The organism is Salmonella sp. SSDFZ69 (assembly GCF_004010755.1).
Taxonomy (GTDB): Bacteria; Pseudomonadota; Gammaproteobacteria; order Enterobacterales; family Enterobacteriaceae; genus Salmonella; species Salmonella enterica.
The window spans coordinates 782,981-801,613 of sequence record NZ_CP034831.1; the positions used below are offsets into that span (position 1 = coordinate 782,981).

The window sequence follows — 18,633 nt, forward strand, 5'->3', positions numbered from 1 at the left end:
CTGCAATATAGAGATAATGCGACCAGTTGACATAACTGGAGATATAACATGGAGTTTTTCAGGAAAACGGCATTAGCTGCTCTGGTAATGGGTTTCAGCGGCGCAGCGTTCGCTTTACCGAATATCACCATCTTAGCGACCGGCGGAACGATCGCTGGCGGCGGTGATTCAGCAACAAAATCAAATTATACGGCAGGTAAAGTCGGCGTCGAAAATCTGGTGGATGCCGTTCCTCAATTGAAGGACATTGCGGTAGTGAAAGGCGAGCAGGTCGTTAACATTGGCTCGCAGGATATGAACGATGAAGTCTGGCTCACGCTGGCGAAAAAAATCAATACCGAGTGCGACAGCACCGACGGTTTCGTGATCACCCACGGTACTGATACGATGGAAGAGACCGCTTATTTCCTCGATCTGACCGTGAAATGCAATAAACCGGTGGTACTGGTCGGCGCGATGCGTCCTTCCACGTCAATGAGCGCAGATGGCCCGTTCAACCTCTATAATGCGGTAGTAACAGCGGCTGATAAACAGTCTGCCAACCGCGGCGTGCTGGTGGTAATGAATGATACCGTCATGGACGGACGCGACGTCACTAAGACCAATACGACTGACGTGGCGACGTTTAAAGCGGTTAATTACGGCCCGCTGGGTTATATCCACAACGGTAAAATTGACTACCAGCGTACGCCAGAGCGTAAACATACCACCTCCACCCCGTTCGACGTGTCGAAGCTGACCGCGTTGCCGAAAGTCGGTATCGTTTATAACTATGCGAATGCGTCCGATCTGCCGGCAAAAGCGCTGGTAGACGCGGGTTATGACGGGATCGTGAGCGCAGGCGTGGGTAACGGCAACCTGTATAAAACGGTCTTTGATACCCTGGCGACCGCCGCGCACAACGGTACGGTAGTGGTGCGTTCTTCACGTGTGCCGACTGGCGCAACCACGCAGGATGCGGAAGTTGACGATGCAAAATACGGCTTTGTCGCTTCCGGCACGCTGAACCCGCAAAAAGCGCGTGTCTTACTGCAACTGGCGTTAACCCAGACTAAAGATCCAAAACAGATCCAGTCGATGTTCAATCAGTATTAAAGATAATGCCCCGGTCGGAAGGCCGGGGCTATCTTTGGAAGACCTCTCGCACAACCAACACTATTATCTTGCTAATTATCATCCTGGTTATGATAATCGTGGGCGTCATGTCTCTGGACGGGAGGTCCACAAGTGGTTCGACAATGGATTGCTGGCGCAGCGCTGTTTGCCCTGATTTCAGGCTATAGTTGGGCAGAGGTTGCTCAACCCTCCGATAACATCTTAAAAGAACAGTTTAGTAAGCAGTACCACGGCATACTTAAACTGGATTCCATTACCTTAAAAAATCTTGATTCGACGGGCAATCAGGCCACCTGGTCTGCCGAAGGGGATATTTCTTCCCGTGAAGATATGTATACCGGCGTTGGTATGGCGGCGGATTATTATTTTGTTGAAAAAACCTGGACCAAAGATCGTCCCGTTAAATTTTCTGCCATGTTAACCAGTAAAGGGACGCCAGCCTCTGGCTGGACGGTGAGCTATTACTCATTACAAATGGCAGCCAGCGATCAGGGCCGGGCTATTGACGACATTAAAACGAATGATAAATACCTGATCGTCAACAGTGATGACTTTAACTATCGGTTTGGCAACATTGAAGCCTCCTGGCGTGCGCAGAAAGCGTCGATCCCCGGTCTTGAAGAACAACTCTCTGCCCTGGATAAGAAAATAGCGGTAGCTAAAAAAGAAGCGGACGCGTATTGGGGAAAAGGCGCTGATGGGAAACCGTTGACCCGCGCCGAGGCGTTTAAAAAGACGTTAAAAGAGCGCGATGATTATGTAAAAGCCAACGATAGCAGCATATATGCCGAGAAATACGAAAAAGAGGTCTATCAACCGGCATTAGACGCGTGTCGTAAGCAGAGTGAGCCGTGCAATGAAGCGGCTATTCAGCAGAAAAGAGATTTAGACATACACGAGCAACGGCGGCAGGTATTTTTGAAATCAGAAGAGCTGCGTCGAAAAGCGCAGAATGACTGGATAACGTTAGAGAAAGGACAATATCCGCTGAATATAGCGGTACAGAAACTTCAGATGCAACAGAGTGATATCCGTGTGAAAATTATGGATATTAATGACGGTTACGAGCGCTGGAAAAAAGATACGGACGATTTGCGTCGTAAAGGGGTTATTAAATAATGCGCTTGCCGGCGGCGCATTAACCGCCACAGGTCGGTAAGCGTCGCGCCATCAGGTATTTTACCCGCTGGCGCGACAGGCTTATTCCTTGTTATTCCGCGAGAAACAACTCAAGAAGAGAGTTTAAAAATAGTTTACCGTGACGGGTAATCTGCCAGTATTGCTCGCATTCGGTCAGGTAGCCCTGGGCAATAGCCTCGTCGATTGGCTGACGAATAACCGCTTCCGTAAGCCCGGTGTAGTCGACAAATTCGGCGCGAGGCGCGCGCTCCAGCAACCGAAAACGGTTCATAAAGAACTCAAAGGGTTTATCGTCATCACTCACGTCACGCTGGCTTTCCAGGTAACGTCCCTGCATATAACCGCGTGGGTGACGGGTTTTGGTGGTGCGCAGGATCCTGCCGCCCGGGAAGGTGACTTTACCGTGGGCGCCGCAGCCAATACCCAGATAGTCGCCAAAGCGCCAGTAGTTCAGATTATGCTGGCACTGATAACCGGGTTTGGCATAGGCCGACGTTTCGTATTGCTGATAGCCAGCAGCGGTTAATAACTGGTGGCCCTGCTCAAAGATATCCCACAGTGCGTCATCGTCCGGTAAAACCGGCGGACGCGAACCGAACAGAGTGTTGGGTTCAATCGTCAATTGATACCATGAGAGATGCGGCGGATTAAGCGCAATTGCCTGTCGCAAATCGTTCAGCGCCTCTTCCAGCGTTTGGTCCGGCAATCCATGCATCAAGTCGAGGTTAAAGCTGCGTAGCCCAAGCCCATTTGCCAGTCTTGCTGCCCGCATCGCCTCTTGTGGACCGTGAATACGGCCAAGACGTTTCAGCTTAGGCTCACTAAAGCTCTGCACGCCAATGGAGATCCGGTTTACGCCGGCGCGCTGATAGTCGATGAAGCGGTCGGCTTCGACCGTGCCGGGGTTCGCTTCCATGGTAATTTCCGCATCCGCCGCCAGATTCAGGCGCGCACGCACGCCGTCCAGCAGCGTTTGCATCGCCGGCCCGGAAAGCAGGCTTGGCGTACCGCCGCCAATAAAAATGGTCTTTACTTCACGCCCTTGCGCCCAGGCGACATCGGCGTCCAGATCGTTTAACAGATGCTGGACGTAGTCGTCATGCGGCACCTCGCCCTTCAACGCATGGGAATTGAAGTCGCAATATGGACATTTTTGTACACACCAGGGAATATGAATATAAAGACTGAGCGGCGGTAGTTTAGCCATTGCGTAACGCATCCAGCAGCAGCTTGAGCGCTTGTCCACGATGGGAAATCGCGCTTTTTTCTTCACGGGTCAGTTCTGCGGCGGTTTTGCCTTCAGACGGTACGAAGAAAATGGGATCATAGCCAAATCCGCCATTTCCGGCCGCCTGGCGAGTAATGACGCCTGGCCAGCTACCGTGACAGACTATCGGTGTGGGATCTTCGGCATGACGCAAATAAACCAGCACACAATGGAATCGCGCCTGGCGTTTGTCGTCCGGAACATCTCGTAGAGTATGCAGCAGTTTTTCCAGATTTTGCTGATCTGTCGCGTTTTCGCCAGAATAGCGCGCGGAATAGATACCCGGCGCGCCGCCTAAAACGTCAACGGCCAGACCGGAGTCATCGGCAATGGCGGGCAGACCGGTCATTTTAGCGGCATGGCGCGCTTTGAGAATCGCGTTTTCAATAAACGTCAGGCCGGTTTCTTCCGCGGAGTCAACGCCCAGTTCCGTTTGCGCTACCACATCAAGCCCAAAATCGCTTAACAGCGACGCGAGCTCGCGCACTTTACCGGCGTTGCCGGTTGCGAGAACAACTTTTTGCATGGAATACCTACTCAGTTAACGCCGTAATTTCCGGCGGGATCTGTTGCGGGTGAATAATTTTTACCTGTTTGTGACGGCCCAGCTCGCCTTTTTCGATGACGATCTGACTTTTCGCCACGCGAAACTGTTTACCGAGAAACTTGATCAGATGGCTGTTTGCCTGGCCGTCAACCGGCGGGGCGGTAATGGCGACTTTCACCTCGTCGCCATGTAAGCCCACAATACTGTCGCGGCTGGCTTTCGGCTGAATATAAAGCCGTAACACCAGACCGTCTTCGCAGCGAGTCACAGCACTCATAACGCCATCCACAGCCCCGGCAGCAACATGTTGCCTGTCGCTTGTAAGACTTCAGCGATCCCCATATTAACGACATACAGCAGCAGCACCAGAACCATCGGCGAGAAGTCGATGCCGCCCATCGCAGGCAGTATACGGCGAATCGGGCTGAGCAGCGGCTCGGCAAGCTGAATCAATACATATTCAATCGGGCTACGACCCTGGCTCACCCAGCTCATGATAGCCATGACCAGCAGCACCCAGAAGATCAGCAGGCCGATTGTTTTAAGTAAGATAAGCACCGCGGCAATCCAGATAATCGCCTGAAACGTAATTACCTTAAACAGCACTATCGCCTTAATAACGCTAAGAATAAACGCCACCAGCAGGGAAGCGCTGTCAATCGGCCCCATTGGCGGGATAATACGACGCAGCGGTCCGATGATGGGCTGCGTAATTTTCACCACGAACTGGGAGAAAGGGTTGTAAAAGTCACAGCGGGCCCACTGCATCCACACGCGCAATAATAGCACCATGGTATACAGCTCAATTACCGTTGAGAGCAGGAAGGTCAACGTATTCATGGCGTTCCTCAGTTTTCCTTAATTTTTTGTGTAATCACGAGCACCAAAGATAGCGGTGCCGATGCGCACCATTGTGCTACCTGCCGCAATCGCGGCTTCCATATCGTCGCTCATACCCAGAGATAAGGTATCAACGTCAGGGTAGCGCGCTTTCAGCCCGGCAAATGCTACAGCCATTTGACGTGCGACTTCAAACTGCCTTACATAATCTGACTCTGGCGCCGGGATCGCCATCAGTCCGCGAAGCCGCAGACGCGGCAGTGTAGCCACCGCAGCGGCCAGCTCATCCAGTTCCGCCAGCGGAATGCCTGATTTGCTGTTTTCATCGCTGATATTAATTTGGATCAGAACATTTAGCGCCGGCAGATTATCCGGGCGCTGTTCGCTCAGACGCGAGGCGATACGCAGGCGATCGATGGTATGACACCAGTCAAAATGCTCGGCCACCAGCCGACTTTTGTTGGACTGTAAAGGGCCAATAAAGTGCCAGTGCAGGCCTTCCACTTTCGCTTCCTGAAAGTGGCGGATTTTTTCCACCCCCTCTTGTACATAATTTTCACCAAATGCCCGTTGTCCGGCGGCAATGGCTTCTGCGATGTCGCTCGCAGGTTTGGTTTTACTCACTGCAAGCAACGTAACTTCTTCTGAAGAGCGGCCGCAACGCGTCGCCGCAGCGGAGATTTTGTCCCGGATGTGTGCCAGGTTATGCGCGATATCGTTCATTTTCCGAGGATGTTTATATGAATATGGAAGAAATTGTGACGCTTAGTGTAAAGCATAACGTCTCGGATCTACACCTGTGTAACGCCTGGCCTGCGCGATGGCGCAAACAAGGACGCATGGAGAACGCGCCTTTTACCGCGCCTGATGTCGACAGGCTTCTGCTTGATTGGCTTAATGATGCGCAACAATATCAGTGGCGAACGCACGGCCAGCTTGATTTCGCCGTCTCGCTGTCTGGCACGCGGCGCCTGCGCGCCAGTGCGTTCACACATCAACAGGGAACGTCGCTGGCGCTACGGCTATTGCCCGAGCGTTGTCCTGATCTGGCGGAAATCCAGACGCCGCCGATAGTACCCGCACTGCTTGCCAGCGAGAACGGACTGATTCTGGTCACTGGCGCTACTGGCTGCGGGAAATCCACCACGTTGGCGGCAATGGTGGGACATCTTAATCAACATGCCGATAAACATATCCTGACGCTGGAAGATCCTATTGAGTACCGTTACACCAGCAAGCGTTGCCTGATACAGCAGCGGGAAATCGGCCAGCATTGCGCCACTTTTGCCGCCGGGCTGCGCGCGGCGTTACGTGAAGATCCCGATGTCATTTTGCTGGGGGAGCTGCGTGACAGCGAGACCATTCGCCTGGCGCTGACGGCGGCGGAAACGGGGCATCTGGTACTGGCAACCCTGCATACTCGCGGTGCGGCGCAGGCGGTGGAAAGATTAGTGGATAGTTTTCCGGCGCAGGAAAAAGAACCGGTACGCAGCCAACTGGCGGGTAGTCTGCGCGCCGTACTATCACAAAAACTGGAGGTCGACAGACAGGATGGGCGCGTGGCGTTGTTTGAATTACTGATTAATACGCCAGCCACAGGGAATTTGATCCGTGAAGGCAAACTCCATCAGTTGGCCCACGTGATACAAACCGGGCAGCAGCAGGGGATGATGACATTCGCCCAGAGCGCGCAATGGCGTCAGGCGCAGGGACGACTGTAGCGAAGATGGCGGCGTAGGGGGGGAGGAAAGTGTTGACTGGCGCGGTGGATTGAACGACATACAGGCTTGTATCCTGGCGAACCGGCGTTAAAATCGCAGCTTTGTTAAAACCACAGCGAAGCCATTTAACGATGTCATCACAACCGAATCAAAGCCTGATAGATGGCATTCGCTGTCTGCAATATCTGGTCTCCAGCGACCGTGCTATCGGATGTCGCGAGCTTGCCCGGTTGATGGATATTAATACCACGCGCGTTAATCGCCTGTTAATGACGATGGCCTCTATTGGACTCACGATGCAGGATGAGCACCGACGCTATTTACCCGGGCCAGGCATTCATGCTTTGGCGGCGCAGGCGATTCGCGGTTCAGCGCTGTTCTCCCATGCGTTGCCTATCCTTGAGCGCCATGCGCCCAGAGACATCGTGGTGGCATTAGGCGTGCTATGGGAGGACCAGATTATCTATATTTATCACTCCAGGCCGGGTTCGCAGGGAAGTCAGGCGCTGGCGGGGTTTCGCATGTGCCCGGCCTGGCAGTCGGTAACAGGAGTGGCGTTACTGGCGGCAGAAAGCGACGAGGCGCTAATGCAGCGTTTTACTCCGGAGCAGTGGCGTAATCTGGCGCCGCATGTGGCGCAGCAGCGCCAGCGGGGATACGTGCTGTGGCATCACGCTGATGGTGAAGTTTCTATGGCGCAACCGCTAGACAAGCACGCCGCAGCGCTGGCCTTTGCGGGAATGTGGCGGATTGATGAGGCGGAGGCGGCTGCGCGTTTACAGGCGTTGAAGGCATTAAACCAGCGTATTGCCCTGTAAGCCTGGCAACCGTGACCGCGTTATCCGCCTGCTGACAAAAACGGCTTTAATACCCCTGTTCAAAATAGCTTTCGAGGATAATCACGGCGGAGGCCGAGTCCACTTTGCCTTTGTTCAGCGCGCGATACCCACCTCGTTCAAACAGACCGGAGCGTGCTTCAACGGTGCTGAGTCGTTCATCGTGCAGCGTGACAGTTACCCCGAAACGCCCATGAATACGGTTGGCGAATTTACGTGCGCGCGCCGTCAGCGGCTGTTCAGTGCCATCCATATTGAGCGGTAGCCCGACAATAATTTCGTCTGGCTGCCACTCTTTCAGCAAACGTTCAATGAGCGTCCAGTCGGGCGTGCCGTCCTGTGCTTTGATTGCCGGAAGCGGACGGGCGGTGCCGGTAATGCGTTGTCCTATTGCAACGCCGATGCTTTTTGTGCCGAAGTCAAAGGCCAGTAAGGTGCCGCTCATCAGGCGTGCCCCGCAACGCCAGGCATGGTCAGAATATCAATGCCAATAAGTTTTGCCGCTTCGCGCCAGCGCTCGGCAATGGGCGTTTTGAACAAAATATTGAGATCGGCGGGCGCGGTAAGCCAGGCGTTATCAAGCAACTCTTGTTCAAGCTGGCCTTTATCCCAGGAGGCGTAGCCCAGCGCGACCAGTACATCGGAAGGCTGTTGTTGGGTACCTAACGTTTCCAGCACATCGCGGGAGGTGGTAATCACGGTATTGTCTGAGATACGAATGCTGGAGGCGAAACGTGACGGCGGAGTATGGAGAATAAATCCGCGATCTTCCGCCAGCGGGCCGCCGAGCATCACGGCTTTATCAAGACGAATTGCCGAATCGCGCGGTTCCGGCGTAATTTTTAATTTTTCCAGAATCCCTTCAATTTGCAGATTTTCCAAAGGCTTATTAACAATAATCCCCATAGCGCCGTCCTGGTTGTGTTCGCAAATATACACCACGGAACGGCGGAAAATCGGGTCCTGGAGCGCAGGCATGGCAATAAGAAAGTGATGCTGTAAATTCATTGTCAGAGGTTCTGTTTCCTGGTTCAAAAAAACGACAGTGTTCAGTATGTGGGGAAAGCGGACGGTTGTCACTCATATAAGCCGTCTTTTGCCAAAGGACGGCGGCCTTATCGGGCAATAGATTGCCGGATGGCGATGCTGATGCGCCGCCTTATCCGACCGGGGCGGCGTGATTGCTCAGGCCCGGTAAGCGCACGCCACCGGGCTATAAACGTTTACTTCGCCAGACGCGCTTCGATGGCGTCCATCAACATCCCGGTGATAGAGATCGGGTATTCCGCTTCGATTTCACGCACGCAGGTTGGGCTGGTCACGTTAATTTCCGTTAAGCGGTCGCCGATAATATCCAGACCGACGAAAATAAGCCCTTTGGCTTTAAGCGTTGGCCCAACGCGGCGGGCGATTTCCCAATCGCTTTCGCTCAACGGACGGGGTTCGCCGCGACCACCAGCCGCCAGGTTGCCGCGGGTTTCGCCGCCCTGCGGAATACGCGCCAGGCAGTAAGGCACCGGCTCGCCGTCGACGACCAGTACGCGCTTATCGCCATCTTTGATCGCGGGCAGATAGTTCTGCGCCATGCAGTAGCGGTTGCCCAGCTCGGTCAGCGTTTCGGCAATAACGCCTATGTTAGGATCGCCTTTCTTAACGCGGAAAATGGACGCGCCGCCCATACCGTCCAGCGGTTTCATAATGATATCGCCGTGCTTTTCCCAAAACGCTTTGAGCTGCGCTTTATTGCGCGTTACCAGCGTTTCCGGCGTCAGGTCGGCAAACCAGGCGGTATACAGTTTTTCATTACAGTCGCGCAGGCTTTGCGGTTTGTTGACGATCAGCGTCCCTTCCTCTTCAGCGCGTTCCAGAATATAGGTCGCATAAATAAACTCGGTATCAAACGGCGGATCTTTACGCATCAGGATAACGTCGAGGTCGGCAAGTTTAATCTCCTGCTCGCTGCCGAACTCGTACCATTTATCGTAATTTTGCTCCACGCTCAACGTTCGCGTGCGGGCGCGGGCTTCGCCGTTAATCAGATAAAGGTCGGCCATCTCCATATAATGAAGTTCATAACCACGACGTTGGGCTTCCAGCAGCATAGCGAAACTGGTGTCTTTCTTGATGTTGATGTGTGCGATGGGGTCCATCACGATGCCGAGCTTGATCATTATTTTCTCCGTTAACGCTTCATCCTAAGTCGCCAAAACGCACCTGTAGCGCGGTAATGGCGGTGAGCGCGGTTGTCTCAGTACGCAGAACGCGAGGTCCTAACAGAATATCAGTAAACTGATAGCGCGCGGTCATCGCGATTTCGTCCGCCGACAGCCCGCCTTCCGGGCCGATCAGCAGTCGGACGCGTTCAACCGGCAGCGGCAGAGTGTTGATGCTGGCATGGGCGCGCGGATGAAGATTGAGCTTCAGCCCGGAATCTTGCTCGGCGCACCAGGCTTCCAGAGCCATCGGCGGGCGAATTTCCGGCACCCGGTTACGCCCGCATTGTTCGCAGGCGGCGATGGCGATCTTTTGCCACTGCTGGCGCTTTTTGTTCAGACGTTCATTATCCAGTTTAACGCCGCAGCGCTCAGAGAACAGTGGCGTAATGAGGCTTACACCTAGTTCGATCGATTTCTGGATAGTAAATTCCATTTTTTCACCGCGCGACATCACCTGGCCCAGATGGATATGTAGCGGCGATTCACGATCGTCGATTTCGCCTTTCATCACTTGCACTTCAACGCTTTTCTTACTGGCGCTAATGATTTCAGCATCGAATACCTGATTACTGCCGTCAAACAGCTGTAACGCTTGTCCCGGTCCCATGCGCAGTACACGACCAATATGGTTGGCCGCATCTTCGCATAACGAAATCTGCGTACCGGACGTCAACAATTCAGGGTGATAAATGCGGGGAATACGCATAATAAAAAAATCCGCGTCATGGCCCCGGCGTTTGGCTATCCAGGGCATGGGTTAACAAGAATCCCGCTAGTGTAGGTTAGCTCTTTCGCGCCTGGCAAGCGCGTTGCACATAGGGATTATGATTACCCTGGACCTTCGCGATACGCGCATCGCGCTCGCACTCCCAGGCGGTAACGGGGTACTGCTTATCCCAGACGTTAAAAAGCTGCGTTTGTTGGCGGGAAAGTTTCAGTTGGTATTGGTCGCGCATATAAAAATAAGTGCGGGCGATTGCGCCACGGGCGCGGGCAGGCGGCTCGGCGATTTTCGCTTTAAAATCCACTTTCATGGCGCATTGCCCGTACTGACCTTCGCCGCCGTTCCACTGGCTATACATAAAGTTGCCGCGATCGCCATTCACTTCGCCAATCGCGGGTTGCAGGTTATGCATATCGCTTTCCATTTTGCGGTAGACCGGGTCTTTAGCGCAGTTTTTTCGCCCGCCGTCCTGCCAGCACTGGCGCTGATGACCGAATTGCCAGGCGGGGACAACGTGCTCCCACTCAATGCGTCTGGCGCGATTCTCGTTTTTACGCACCTTATAGCCGCAGGACTCCAGGTCTACGACGCCTTTTTTACCCTGCCAGCGGATTTGGCACCCGCAGTAAAAGCTGCCGGGCGCGTCGGCATTGACTTTGACGCTCGCCGCTTTGGCCTGAGAAAAATTGTTAATGCCATCGGCCAGGGCCTGGCCTGAAAACGCTGCGGCCAGCAACGCAGCGGCAAAAGAAAAATTACGGTACATTGCACACTCCATAGCAAAACGAGCCCGCAACGTAACGAAAGTTGTGTCTGTATGCAATCAGTCCGCTCAGGAAAGTTCCCGGACGTTTCGGGAAACTACCCGGCGACCAGTGGTTCGCCGCAGTGAACGCAACGATAAACCGCTTCGCCGCGTACTACCCGATTATGACGGCGGACGGTGAGTTGATGTTGCTGGCATTGGCAATGGTAGGGAAAGGTATTGCGCCGTACGGATTGCAGCGCAAATTGATGAGTACGTCTGGCCGGAACGCCCAGCACGCTTTCCATCATCCACTTCCATTCCTTGCCATGCGGAGCCTTGCGTCCGAAGTGCTTCCACACCAACAGATGCGCCAGTTCATGCGGCACGACCTCTGCAATAAAGGTGTCGATGTTTTCCAGCAGTAACACCGGGTTGAGGCGGATTTCGTAGCTCTCCAGCCAGGCGGTGCCAGCCGAGGTGCCGCGTTGCGTATACACCAGTTTCGGCTCCGGATAATGTCTATCGAGCTTGAGGTTCGCCTGGGCGAGATTTTCCCGCAGACGGCGCATCACGGCCTGCTGGATAGCGATAGGGAGACGAGGGGTTTTCATAGCGGCAGAGAATAGTGCGACGGAAGAGGGACTGCAAGAAAAACGCTTCCTCCTGTGGCAGGAGGAAGCGTGGAGGGATTAGTCGTGGGCGCCGATTTCGCGCAGTTTACGACCTTTCATCAGGTTACGTTCAATGTGTTCCAGCGAAACGTGTTTGGTTTCCGGCACCAGCCACAGGGTCAGCAGGATAAACAGTACGTTCAGGCCAGCGTAGACCCAGAAGGTGTTGGCGTTACCCAGATTGTTCAGCATGGTCAGGAACGTTGCGCCGACGATCATATTGGCGATCCAGTTGGTCGCGGTGGAGCAGGTGATGCCGAAATCGCGGCCTTTCAGCGGCTGGATTTCGGAGCACAGTACCCAAATCAGCGGACCAGCGCTCATCGCAAATCCAATGATGAACATCAGCAGCATAGCGATAGCGAAGTATTGCGCAGACGGCGAATGGATGCCGATGTGCATCATCGTACCCAGAATCCCCATACCAATCGCCATGACCAGGAAGCCCAGCGTCAGGGTCGGCTTGCGGCCCCAGCGGTCAACCAGGCCGATAGCGATGAAGGTTGCCAGTACGTTAGTCAGACCAACAATAACGGTGCCCCACATCTGCTCCGTGGTATTCGTGTACCCCGCCAGTTCGAAGATTTTCGGCGCGTAATACATGATGACGTTCATCCCGGTAAATTGCTGCATGACCTGCAACAAAATGCCAAGAAACACGGCGCGGCGGAAGTTGCTGTTCTCTTTGAACAGCGCCCAACCGCTCTGTTTAACCTGCAAACTTTCGCGAATTTCATCGAGCTCACGTTTTGCTTCCGCACTGGTGTCACGCAGGCGCAACAGGACGCGTTCAGCATCATGGAAACGGCGTTTCGCCGCAAACCAGCGCGGGCTGTCCGGCAGGAAGAAGACGCCGATCAGCAGCAGAATGGCCGGGATGATGATCACGCCGAGCATCCAGCGCCATGCGCCGCTGTAGCTGAATGCGGTATCGGACAGATAAGCGCCCAGAATCCCGATGGTGATCATGAGTTGGTACATTGAGATCATACTGCCGCGAATTTTTTCCGGCGCGATCTCGGACAGGTACAACGGTGCAGTGTAGGAAGCGACGCCGACGGCCAGACCCAGCAGCACGCGAGAAATAATCAGGACTTCAACGTTAGGCGCCGCAGCGGAGAACAGCGAACCGGCGACGAACAGGATAGCGCCGATCATCAGGCTTTTTTTACGACCCAGCTTAAAGGAGAGCCAGCCGCTGCCGACAGCGCCGACGGCAGCGCCAAACATCATGGAGCTGACCACCCATTCCTGAGTGTGTGCGGTAATCTGAAACTCGTCGGTAATGAAGGGTAAAGCACCGGCGATAACGCCGATATCCAGGCCAAAAAGTAATCCTGCCAGGGCTGCAAGAAAGCAGACAAAAAATGTCATGGCCTTGTTGGAACGCCCTTGTTTTTTATTGTCAGGCATTATGCCCTCCGGTTGGGTTAGCAATTTTATCGATGTTAAGAGTAGGTGAGTACGCCGTAAAAAGATGTGAGGCTAATCACAATGGTGTAATCGTTTACACTACTATTTATCCAGGTGATTATTTAATTATCTGAAAAATAATAGTTTTAATAATCTTATAACCATATCAATCGCCTGGTATTCAGACAAAGTTGAAAAATTATGTAATATTTTCATCGCAGAATTAGCATACCGATAGTGATGTAGTCAGTTCTTAATGAAAATGAATGTAACCGCTTTCATGATGACTGAAACTGAATGATAAAAAGTGTAGTCGAAGAAACGAAAGGGGAGAGTGGATTGTGCTGCGCATCACAAAAAGGTCAGTATAAATTCACGCTGGAATATCTGATAACGTTGCGTGTATCAGCAATGATAAAGGCCAGCAGAGCGCTGGCCTTGATAAGTACGGTATGGTTTCCCTGACTGAAAAACAGCGTCAGGCGCGGGCGATTATTTCAGACCGGCAGCATCGCGCAGCAGTTGCGCTTTGTCGGTTTTTTCCCATGGGAAGTTTTCGCGACCGAAGTGGCCGTAAGCCGCAGTTTCTTTGTAGATCGGGTGCAGCAGATCCAGCATCTGAATCAAGCCGTACGGGCGCAGGTCGAAGAATTCGCGTACCAGCAGAATCAACTGTTCAGCAGGCACTTTTTCAGTACCGAACGTTTCCACCATGATGGACGTCGGCTCCGCTACGCCGATAGCGTAGGAGACCTGGATTTCACAGCGATCCGCCAGACCTGCCGCCACGATGTTTTTCGCGACATAACGCGCAGCGTAAGCTGCAGAACGGTCAACTTTAGACGGATCTTTACCGGAGAAGGCGCCGCCGCCGTGACGCGCCATACCGCCGTAGGTATCAACGATGATCTTACGACCGGTCAGACCGCAATCGCCCATCGGGCCGCCGATAACAAAACGCCCGGTTGGGTTGATAAAAAACTTAGTGGACGTATTTAACCATTCAGACGGCAGAATGGGTTTGATGATCTCTTCCATCACCGCTTCTTGCAGCGATTTTTGGTCGATATCTTCTGCGTGCTGCGTAGAGAGAACCACGGCGTCGATACCGACGATTTTGCCGTCGTCATACTGGAAAGTGACCTGGCTTTTTGCATCCGGACGCAACCATGGCAGGGTGCCATTTTTACGCACTTCAGCCTGACGCTGTACCAGACGGTGCGCGTAGGTGATTGGCGCAGGCATCAGTACGTCGGTTTCATTTGTCGCGTAGCCAAACATCAGGCCCTGGTCGCCCGCGCCTTGTTCCAGCGGGTCTGCGCGGTCAACGCCCTGGTTGATATCCGGAGACTGTTTGCCAATTGCGCTCAGTACCGCGCAAGAGTTGGCGTCAAAGCCCATGTCGGAATGCACATAGCCAATTTCGCGCACCGTATTACGGGTAATCTCTTCGATATCGACCCAGGCGCTGGTGGTGATCTCACCGCCAACTAAAACCATGCCGGTTTTAACGTAGGTTTCACAGGCGACGCGTGCTTTCGGATCCTGTTGCAGGATAGCGTCCAACACGGCATCAGAGATTTGGTCTGCGATTTTGTCAGGATGCCCTTCTGATACGGACTCAGACGTAAAAAGGTGTTTTGCCATATTTAATTTCACCTAAGGAGAATTTAGTTAGCTCAAACTGTTGTGCGGAATAGTCATGACAGAAGATTCTACCATGAGTCTGAAGGTTACTGACACTGGCAGTCTGAGTGTTAATCAGTATGGATGGATTAACATCTGGACGGCTATTTTAGGTCACTTCTTCGCCCAATTTCCAGTTTTTTTTGAAGGCCGTCGCAATGTCGGTCAAAATCAGGCGGTAAACGTTTCTGATAATGCTGACATTATGCGCATTTATGCTTTGCTTTTTTTCTGCGTTCTGGGTATAAAACGCGACGCGCGGCTCATACAAAAGCACACGACGTTTTCTTCGTGTCGCCACTTCCAGCCGGGTTAAAACGTTGCTTTGGCTTGTGGGTTCGTCTTACGAGGCGGCCGTGGAGGTGATACGAGATAATGAACCGTTGTATTCTGCTGAATCTGTCGCATCGTTCTGGTGCGCGCATGTCCCCCGCAATCTGCATCTCTGCTTTGCATACCTGCCGATGTTATACCCATCTCGGCGCTTCTCAGGATTCCAGAGCCGGCAATGGCGCTGAAGACTGAACAAGGGCGCTCTTGTTAACGCAAGAGTTTTCTCGTGGTTTCGCCGAACCGTTATCTGTGAGTTCGGTTACGTGTTTACAATGATATGAAAAAGAAACCGGTCGCGCAGGCGGAGCATCAGCGCTATCTGCTGGAAAATCCGCTTGTCTATGGGTTGTTATCGCGTCTTCGGATTGCGATAGTAGTCAACTGTTTTACACTTGCTAATAAAAATTGAGGTTCGCTATGTCTGACGACATGTCTATGGGGTCGCCTTCGTCAGCAGGCGAACAGGGTGTACTACGCTCCATGCAGGAGGTTGCAATGAGCTCCCAGGAAGCCAGCAAGATGCTGCGCACTTACAATATTGCCTGGTGGGGCAATAACTACTACGACGTCAACGAGCTGGGCCATATTAGCGTATGCCCCGATCCCGACGTACCGGAAGCGCGTGTCGATCTTGCCAAACTGGTGAAAGCGCGCGAAGCGCAAGGTCAGCGTCTGCCGGCGCTGTTCTGCTTCCCGCAGATCCTGCAACACCGTTTGCGTTCAATTAACGCGGCGTTTAAGCGTGCGCGTGAATCTTACGGTTATAACGGCGACTACTTCCTCGTTTACCCGATTAAGGTCAATCAGCATCGCCGCGTGATCGAGTCCCTTATCCATTCCGGTGAACCGTTGGGGCTGGAAGCGGGGTCAAAAGCGGAATTGATGGCGGTGCTGGCGCATGCCGGCATGACCCGTAGCGTGATCGTCTGTAATGGTTATAAAGACCGTGAATACATTCGGCTGGCGTTGATTGGCGAGAAGATGGGCCATAAGGTTTATCTGGTCATCGAAAAGATGTCTGAAATCGCGATTGTGCTGGAAGAGGCCGAGCGCCTGAACGTGGTTCCTCGCCTGGGCGTGCGTGCGCGTCTGGCCTCTCAGGGGTCCGGTAAGTGGCAATCCTCCGGCGGCGAAAAATCAAAATTCGGCCTGGCGGCGACGCAGGTGCTGCAACTGGTGGAGACCCTGCGTGACGCCGGGCGTCTGGACAGTCTGCAACTGTTGCACTTCCACCTGGGATCGCAGATGGCGAACATTCGCGATATCGCGACCGGCGTGCGCGAGTCCGCGCGTTTCTATGTTGAGCTGCATAAGCTGGGCGTTAATATCCAGTGCTTCGACGTGGGCGGCGGTCTGGGCGTGGATTATGAAGGTACCCGTTCGCAGTCCGACTGTTCGGTGAACTATGGCCTGAACGAATATGCCAATAACATCATCTGGGCGATTGGCGATGCCTGCGAAGAGCATGGTTTACCGCATCCGACGGTGATTACCGAGTCTGGGCGCGCCGTCACTGCGCACCATACGGTACTGGTCTCTAACATTATCGGCGTGGAGCGTAACGAATACACGGATCCGACTGCCCCTGCTGAAGATGCGCCGCGCGCGCTGCAAAATCTGTGGGAAACCTGGCAGGAAATGCATAAGCCAGGCACCCGCCGCTCGCTGCGTGAATGGCTGCATGATAGCCAAATGGATCTGCACGATATTCATATCGGCTACTCTTCCGGCGCGTTTAGTTTGCAGGAGCGCGCCTGGGCGGAGCAACTTTATCTCAGCATGTGCCATGAAGTGCAGAAGCAACTGGATCCGCAAAACCGTGCGCATCGTCCGATTATCGACGAACTGCAAGAGCGGATGGCGGACAAAATGTACGTCAACTTCTCGCTGTTCCAGTCGATGCCGGACGCGTGGGGAATCGATCAGCTCTTTCCGGTACTGCCGCTGGAAGGGTTAGATCAGGTACCGGAACGTCGTGCCGTGCTATTGGATATAACCTGTGATTCCGATGGCGCTATCGACCACTATATCGATGGCGACGGTATCGCCACGACGATGCCGATGCCGGAATACGATCCAGAGAATCCGCCGATGCTCGGCTTCTTTATGGTCGGCGCCTATCAGGAGATCCTCGGTAACATGCACAACCTGTTTGGCGATACTGAAGCGGTTGACGTGTTTGTCTTCCCGGATGGTAGCGTCGAGGTTGAGCTGTCGGACGAAGGCGATACCGTTGCGGATATGCTGCAATATGTACAACTGGACCCGAAAACGCTGTTAACGCATTTCCGCGACCAGGTAAAACAGACGGATCTGGACGATGCGTTGCAGCAGCAGTTCCTTGAGGAATTTGAAGCGGGACTGTACGGTTATACTTATCTTGAAGATGAGTAATTAAGAGTATTCCGCTTGTGGGTCGATTTAATTATTTAAGTCGACCCTTTTATATTTTATAAATTCTTAATTATCAGCGGTGCCGCTTCTCTATGTGATTTTATGGGCCTACAATCCCCCTAATAATTAAAAAGGGGTGTGAGTATGAGCAAATTTAAATTTAATGCCGTCATTGTTGGCTTGTTTTTGCTGTTAGGCGGCTGTTCCAGCGGAATGCAATCTAATAATGGCTCTTCATCCGACGTCGGCACCGCCTGGGGCGGCGACGTGCATTCATCGGTACAAAGCGTTTCGGTAGAACGTGCCGATCGAGAACCTGCCGAAATGGTGGTAATAAATTACTCCACTCAATATCCGTCAGGTTACGATAAAGTTTATAGTATACGTATCAGCGATCTTGAATATGCTGTGCGCGACGCTAATTTTAATTCGATTCCAATTACTCGTCGTTACAACGCATCAATGGGACAATGGCAATATAGTATTCCTGCAAGATCAGGGATGAACTATCAGTTATATATCCGTAATTACAGTCATGATACCAATTACGAAATCGTCGCAACGGTTGATGGCCTGGACGTGTTGAACGGAAAAGCTGGCTCGCTGAATCATCATGGCTATATTGTTAACGCCGGCGATTCACTGGCGATTAAAGGGTTTCGCAAAGATAAACACACTGAGGCGGCATTCCAGTTCGCCGACGTAGCTGACGCTTATGCGGCCCACTCCGCGCAGGGCGACGTACGCAACATCGGCGTCATTGGCTTTGCCGCTTTTGCATTGCAGGGTAAAGCAACAAATACGCTACCGCCTTGTTCCTCGCAGGCTTTCCCGGCGGACAACAACGGGTATGCGCCGCCGCCCTGCCGCAAATAAACCCGGCATCAAACGTCAAATATGCGTTATGGGAATCAGCGCCTTTCCTGCCGAGTCTGGTGGGGAAGGACTGTGTGACGCGCATAGCCGTAGGTTGCGGGAAAG

The 18,633-nt window shown here is 53.2% G+C and carries 22 protein-coding genes; 9 read left to right on the forward strand and 13 right to left on the reverse strand.

Annotated elements, in window-relative coordinates; translation table 11 throughout:
- The first annotated feature begins 48 nt into the window (after positions 1 to 48).
- A complete protein-coding gene (ansB, locus tag EOS98_RS03835) occupies positions 49 to 1,095 on the forward strand; it encodes an L-asparaginase 2 (RefSeq protein ID WP_000394188.1) in 1,047 nt (348 codons plus the stop codon).
- Positions 1,096 to 1,227: 132 nt separating this feature from the next.
- Positions 1,228 to 2,235, forward strand: a complete 1,008-nt coding sequence (locus EOS98_RS03840) for a DUF1202 domain-containing protein (protein ID WP_126523839.1) — start codon at positions 1,228 to 1,230, stop codon at positions 2,233 to 2,235.
- A 91-nt stretch (positions 2,236 to 2,326) separates the two neighbouring features.
- Here the strand turns inward: EOS98_RS03840 and hemW are convergent, their stop codons facing one another.
- The 5 genes from hemW to EOS98_RS03865 are packed head-to-tail and all read right to left on the reverse strand — an operon-like array spanning position 2,327 to position 5,633.
- The gene (hemW, locus tag EOS98_RS03845; RefSeq protein WP_001096521.1) at positions 2,327 to 3,463 is read right to left on the reverse strand and encodes a radical SAM family heme chaperone HemW; all 1,137 of its coding nucleotides are present in this window, start codon (positions 3,461 to 3,463) and stop codon (positions 2,327 to 2,329) included.
- Positions 3,456 to 4,049: an XTP/dITP diphosphatase gene (locus tag EOS98_RS03850; RefSeq protein ID WP_001174769.1), complete on the reverse strand. Its 594-nt coding sequence runs from the start codon at positions 4,047 to 4,049 to the stop codon at positions 3,456 to 3,458. Before EOS98_RS03850 ends, hemW begins: the two co-directional genes overlap by 8 nt.
- Before the next feature lie 7 nt (positions 4,050 to 4,056).
- Positions 4,057 to 4,347: a DUF167 family protein YggU gene (yggU, locus tag EOS98_RS03855; RefSeq protein WP_001277204.1), complete on the reverse strand. Its 291-nt coding sequence runs from the start codon at positions 4,345 to 4,347 to the stop codon at positions 4,057 to 4,059.
- Positions 4,344 to 4,910 (reverse strand): YggT family protein, encoded by a 567-nt coding sequence (locus tag EOS98_RS03860; protein ID WP_001094848.1) that lies wholly within the window; start codon positions 4,908 to 4,910, stop codon positions 4,344 to 4,346. The genes yggU and EOS98_RS03860 overlap by 4 nt, the downstream gene beginning before the upstream one ends.
- A gap of 18 nt (positions 4,911 to 4,928) precedes the next feature.
- A complete protein-coding gene (locus EOS98_RS03865; RefSeq protein ID WP_000997790.1) occupies positions 4,929 to 5,633 on the reverse strand; it encodes a YggS family pyridoxal phosphate-dependent enzyme in 705 nt (234 codons plus the stop codon).
- Between the two features lie 17 nt (positions 5,634 to 5,650).
- On the opposite strand from EOS98_RS03865, the gene EOS98_RS03870 reads away from it, so the two are divergent.
- Both EOS98_RS03870 and EOS98_RS03875 read left to right on the forward strand, forming a co-directional pair.
- Positions 5,651 to 6,631: a type IV pilus twitching motility protein PilT gene (locus tag EOS98_RS03870; protein ID WP_001055642.1), complete on the forward strand. Its 981-nt coding sequence runs from the start codon at positions 5,651 to 5,653 to the stop codon at positions 6,629 to 6,631.
- Between the two features lie 131 nt (positions 6,632 to 6,762).
- Positions 6,763 to 7,449, forward strand: coding sequence for an IclR family transcriptional regulator (locus EOS98_RS03875; protein WP_023993945.1), 687 nt, complete (start codon positions 6,763 to 6,765; stop codon positions 7,447 to 7,449).
- Between the two features lie 46 nt (positions 7,450 to 7,495).
- On the opposite strand, the gene ruvX is transcribed toward EOS98_RS03875, so the two are convergent.
- The 8 genes from ruvX to metK all read right to left on the reverse strand — a co-directional run bounded on the left by ruvX (position 7,496) and on the right by metK (position 14,886).
- Positions 7,496 to 7,912 carry a Holliday junction resolvase RuvX gene (gene ruvX, locus EOS98_RS03880; RefSeq protein WP_000017096.1) on the reverse strand — a complete coding sequence of 139 codons (417 nt, stop codon included), beginning with the start codon at positions 7,910 to 7,912 and terminating at the stop codon, positions 7,496 to 7,498.
- Positions 7,912 to 8,475: a YqgE/AlgH family protein gene (locus EOS98_RS03885; protein WP_001053171.1), complete on the reverse strand. Its 564-nt coding sequence runs from the start codon at positions 8,473 to 8,475 to the stop codon at positions 7,912 to 7,914. Before EOS98_RS03885 ends, ruvX begins: the two co-directional genes overlap by 1 nt.
- A 215-nt stretch (positions 8,476 to 8,690) precedes the next feature.
- Positions 8,691 to 9,638, reverse strand: coding sequence for a glutathione synthase (gene gshB, locus EOS98_RS03890; RefSeq protein ID WP_079841140.1), 948 nt, complete (start codon positions 9,636 to 9,638; stop codon positions 8,691 to 8,693).
- A 19-nt stretch (positions 9,639 to 9,657) separates the two neighbouring features.
- Entirely contained in the window at positions 9,658 to 10,389 is a 732-nt protein-coding gene (rsmE, locus tag EOS98_RS03895; protein WP_001222488.1) for a 16S rRNA (uracil(1498)-N(3))-methyltransferase, read from the reverse strand.
- 76 nt (positions 10,390 to 10,465) lie between these two features.
- A complete protein-coding gene (gene endA / locus EOS98_RS03900; protein ID WP_000286123.1) occupies positions 10,466 to 11,173 on the reverse strand; it encodes a deoxyribonuclease I in 708 nt (235 codons plus the stop codon).
- A 95-nt stretch (positions 11,174 to 11,268) separates the two neighbouring features.
- Positions 11,269 to 11,766: a SprT family zinc-dependent metalloprotease gene (locus EOS98_RS03905; RefSeq protein ID WP_000856775.1), complete on the reverse strand. Its 498-nt coding sequence runs from the start codon at positions 11,764 to 11,766 to the stop codon at positions 11,269 to 11,271.
- Between the two features lie 78 nt (positions 11,767 to 11,844).
- Complete coding sequence (gene galP / locus EOS98_RS03910; protein ID WP_001113171.1) at positions 11,845 to 13,239, reverse strand: galactose/proton symporter; 1,395 nt, start codon at positions 13,237 to 13,239, stop codon at positions 11,845 to 11,847.
- Between the two features lie 492 nt (positions 13,240 to 13,731).
- Positions 13,732 to 14,886: a methionine adenosyltransferase gene (gene metK / locus EOS98_RS03915; protein WP_001062140.1), complete on the reverse strand. Its 1,155-nt coding sequence runs from the start codon at positions 14,884 to 14,886 to the stop codon at positions 13,732 to 13,734.
- Positions 14,887 to 14,941: 55 nt separating this feature from the next.
- Here metK and EOS98_RS03920 point away from each other — a divergent pair, with 55 nt between their 5' ends.
- From EOS98_RS03920 to EOS98_RS03940, 5 genes are all read left to right on the forward strand, one after another.
- On the forward strand, positions 14,942 to 15,241 hold the full coding sequence (locus EOS98_RS03920; RefSeq protein WP_126523840.1) for a hypothetical protein: 300 nt from the start codon (positions 14,942 to 14,944) through the stop codon (positions 15,239 to 15,241).
- A 59-nt stretch (positions 15,242 to 15,300) separates the two neighbouring features.
- Positions 15,301 to 15,450, forward strand: coding sequence for a hypothetical protein (locus tag EOS98_RS25035; protein WP_001751809.1), 150 nt, complete (start codon positions 15,301 to 15,303; stop codon positions 15,448 to 15,450).
- An 85-nt stretch (positions 15,451 to 15,535) separates the two neighbouring features.
- On the forward strand, positions 15,536 to 15,667 hold the full coding sequence (yqgB, locus tag EOS98_RS03930) for an acid stress response protein YqgB (RefSeq protein ID WP_000729109.1): 132 nt from the start codon (positions 15,536 to 15,538) through the stop codon (positions 15,665 to 15,667).
- An 8-nt stretch (positions 15,668 to 15,675) separates the two neighbouring features.
- Positions 15,676 to 17,652 (forward strand): biosynthetic arginine decarboxylase, encoded by a 1,977-nt coding sequence (gene speA, locus EOS98_RS03935; RefSeq protein WP_001278580.1) that lies wholly within the window; start codon positions 15,676 to 15,678, stop codon positions 17,650 to 17,652.
- 144 nt (positions 17,653 to 17,796) lie between these two features.
- The gene (locus EOS98_RS03940) at positions 17,797 to 18,528 is read left to right on the forward strand and encodes a hypothetical protein (protein ID WP_000032796.1); all 732 of its coding nucleotides are present in this window, start codon (positions 17,797 to 17,799) and stop codon (positions 18,526 to 18,528) included.
- Positions 18,529 to 18,633 lie beyond the last annotated feature (105 nt).

What these genes read in the sequence shown, in the direction of transcription:
- ansB (WP_000394188.1), top strand. Translation starts at nt 49, where the DNA reads ATGGAGTTTTTCAGGAAAACGGCATTAGCTGCTCTGGTAATGGGTTTC.
- hemW (WP_001096521.1), bottom strand. Translation starts at nt 3,463, where the DNA reads ATGGCTAAACTACCGCCGCTCAGTCTTTATATTCATATTCCCTGGTGT.
- EOS98_RS03850 (WP_001174769.1), bottom strand. Translation starts at nt 4,049, where the DNA reads ATGCAAAAAGTTGTTCTCGCAACCGGCAACGCCGGTAAAGTGCGCGAG.
- yggU (WP_001277204.1), bottom strand. Translation starts at nt 4,347, where the DNA reads ATGAGTGCTGTGACTCGCTGCGAAGACGGTCTGGTGTTACGGCTTTAT.
- EOS98_RS03860 (WP_001094848.1), bottom strand. Translation starts at nt 4,910, where the DNA reads ATGAATACGTTGACCTTCCTGCTCTCAACGGTAATTGAGCTGTATACC.
- EOS98_RS03865 (WP_000997790.1), bottom strand. Translation starts at nt 5,633, where the DNA reads ATGAACGATATCGCGCATAACCTGGCACACATCCGGGACAAAATCTCC.
- EOS98_RS03870 (WP_001055642.1), top strand. Translation starts at nt 5,651, where the DNA reads ATGAATATGGAAGAAATTGTGACGCTTAGTGTAAAGCATAACGTCTCG.
- EOS98_RS03875 (WP_023993945.1), top strand. Translation starts at nt 6,763, where the DNA reads ATGTCATCACAACCGAATCAAAGCCTGATAGATGGCATTCGCTGTCTG.
- ruvX (WP_000017096.1), bottom strand. Translation starts at nt 7,912, where the DNA reads ATGAGCGGCACCTTACTGGCCTTTGACTTCGGCACAAAAAGCATCGGC.
- EOS98_RS03885 (WP_001053171.1), bottom strand. Translation starts at nt 8,475, where the DNA reads ATGAATTTACAGCATCACTTTCTTATTGCCATGCCTGCGCTCCAGGAC.
- gshB (WP_079841140.1), bottom strand. Translation starts at nt 9,638, where the DNA reads ATGATCAAGCTCGGCATCGTGATGGACCCCATCGCACACATCAACATC.
- rsmE (WP_001222488.1), bottom strand. Translation starts at nt 10,389, where the DNA reads ATGCGTATTCCCCGCATTTATCACCCTGAATTGTTGACGTCCGGTACG.
- endA (WP_000286123.1), bottom strand. Translation starts at nt 11,173, where the DNA reads ATGTACCGTAATTTTTCTTTTGCCGCTGCGTTGCTGGCCGCAGCGTTT.
- EOS98_RS03905 (WP_000856775.1), bottom strand. Translation starts at nt 11,766, where the DNA reads ATGAAAACCCCTCGTCTCCCTATCGCTATCCAGCAGGCCGTGATGCGC.
- galP (WP_001113171.1), bottom strand. Translation starts at nt 13,239, where the DNA reads ATGCCTGACAATAAAAAACAAGGGCGTTCCAACAAGGCCATGACATTT.
- metK (WP_001062140.1), bottom strand. Translation starts at nt 14,886, where the DNA reads ATGGCAAAACACCTTTTTACGTCTGAGTCCGTATCAGAAGGGCATCCT.
- EOS98_RS03920 (WP_126523840.1), top strand. Translation starts at nt 14,942, where the DNA reads ATGACAGAAGATTCTACCATGAGTCTGAAGGTTACTGACACTGGCAGT.
- EOS98_RS25035 (WP_001751809.1), top strand. Translation starts at nt 15,301, where the DNA reads ATGAACCGTTGTATTCTGCTGAATCTGTCGCATCGTTCTGGTGCGCGC.
- yqgB (WP_000729109.1), top strand. Translation starts at nt 15,536, where the DNA reads ATGAAAAAGAAACCGGTCGCGCAGGCGGAGCATCAGCGCTATCTGCTG.
- speA (WP_001278580.1), top strand. Translation starts at nt 15,676, where the DNA reads ATGTCTGACGACATGTCTATGGGGTCGCCTTCGTCAGCAGGCGAACAG.
- EOS98_RS03940 (WP_000032796.1), top strand. Translation starts at nt 17,797, where the DNA reads ATGAGCAAATTTAAATTTAATGCCGTCATTGTTGGCTTGTTTTTGCTG.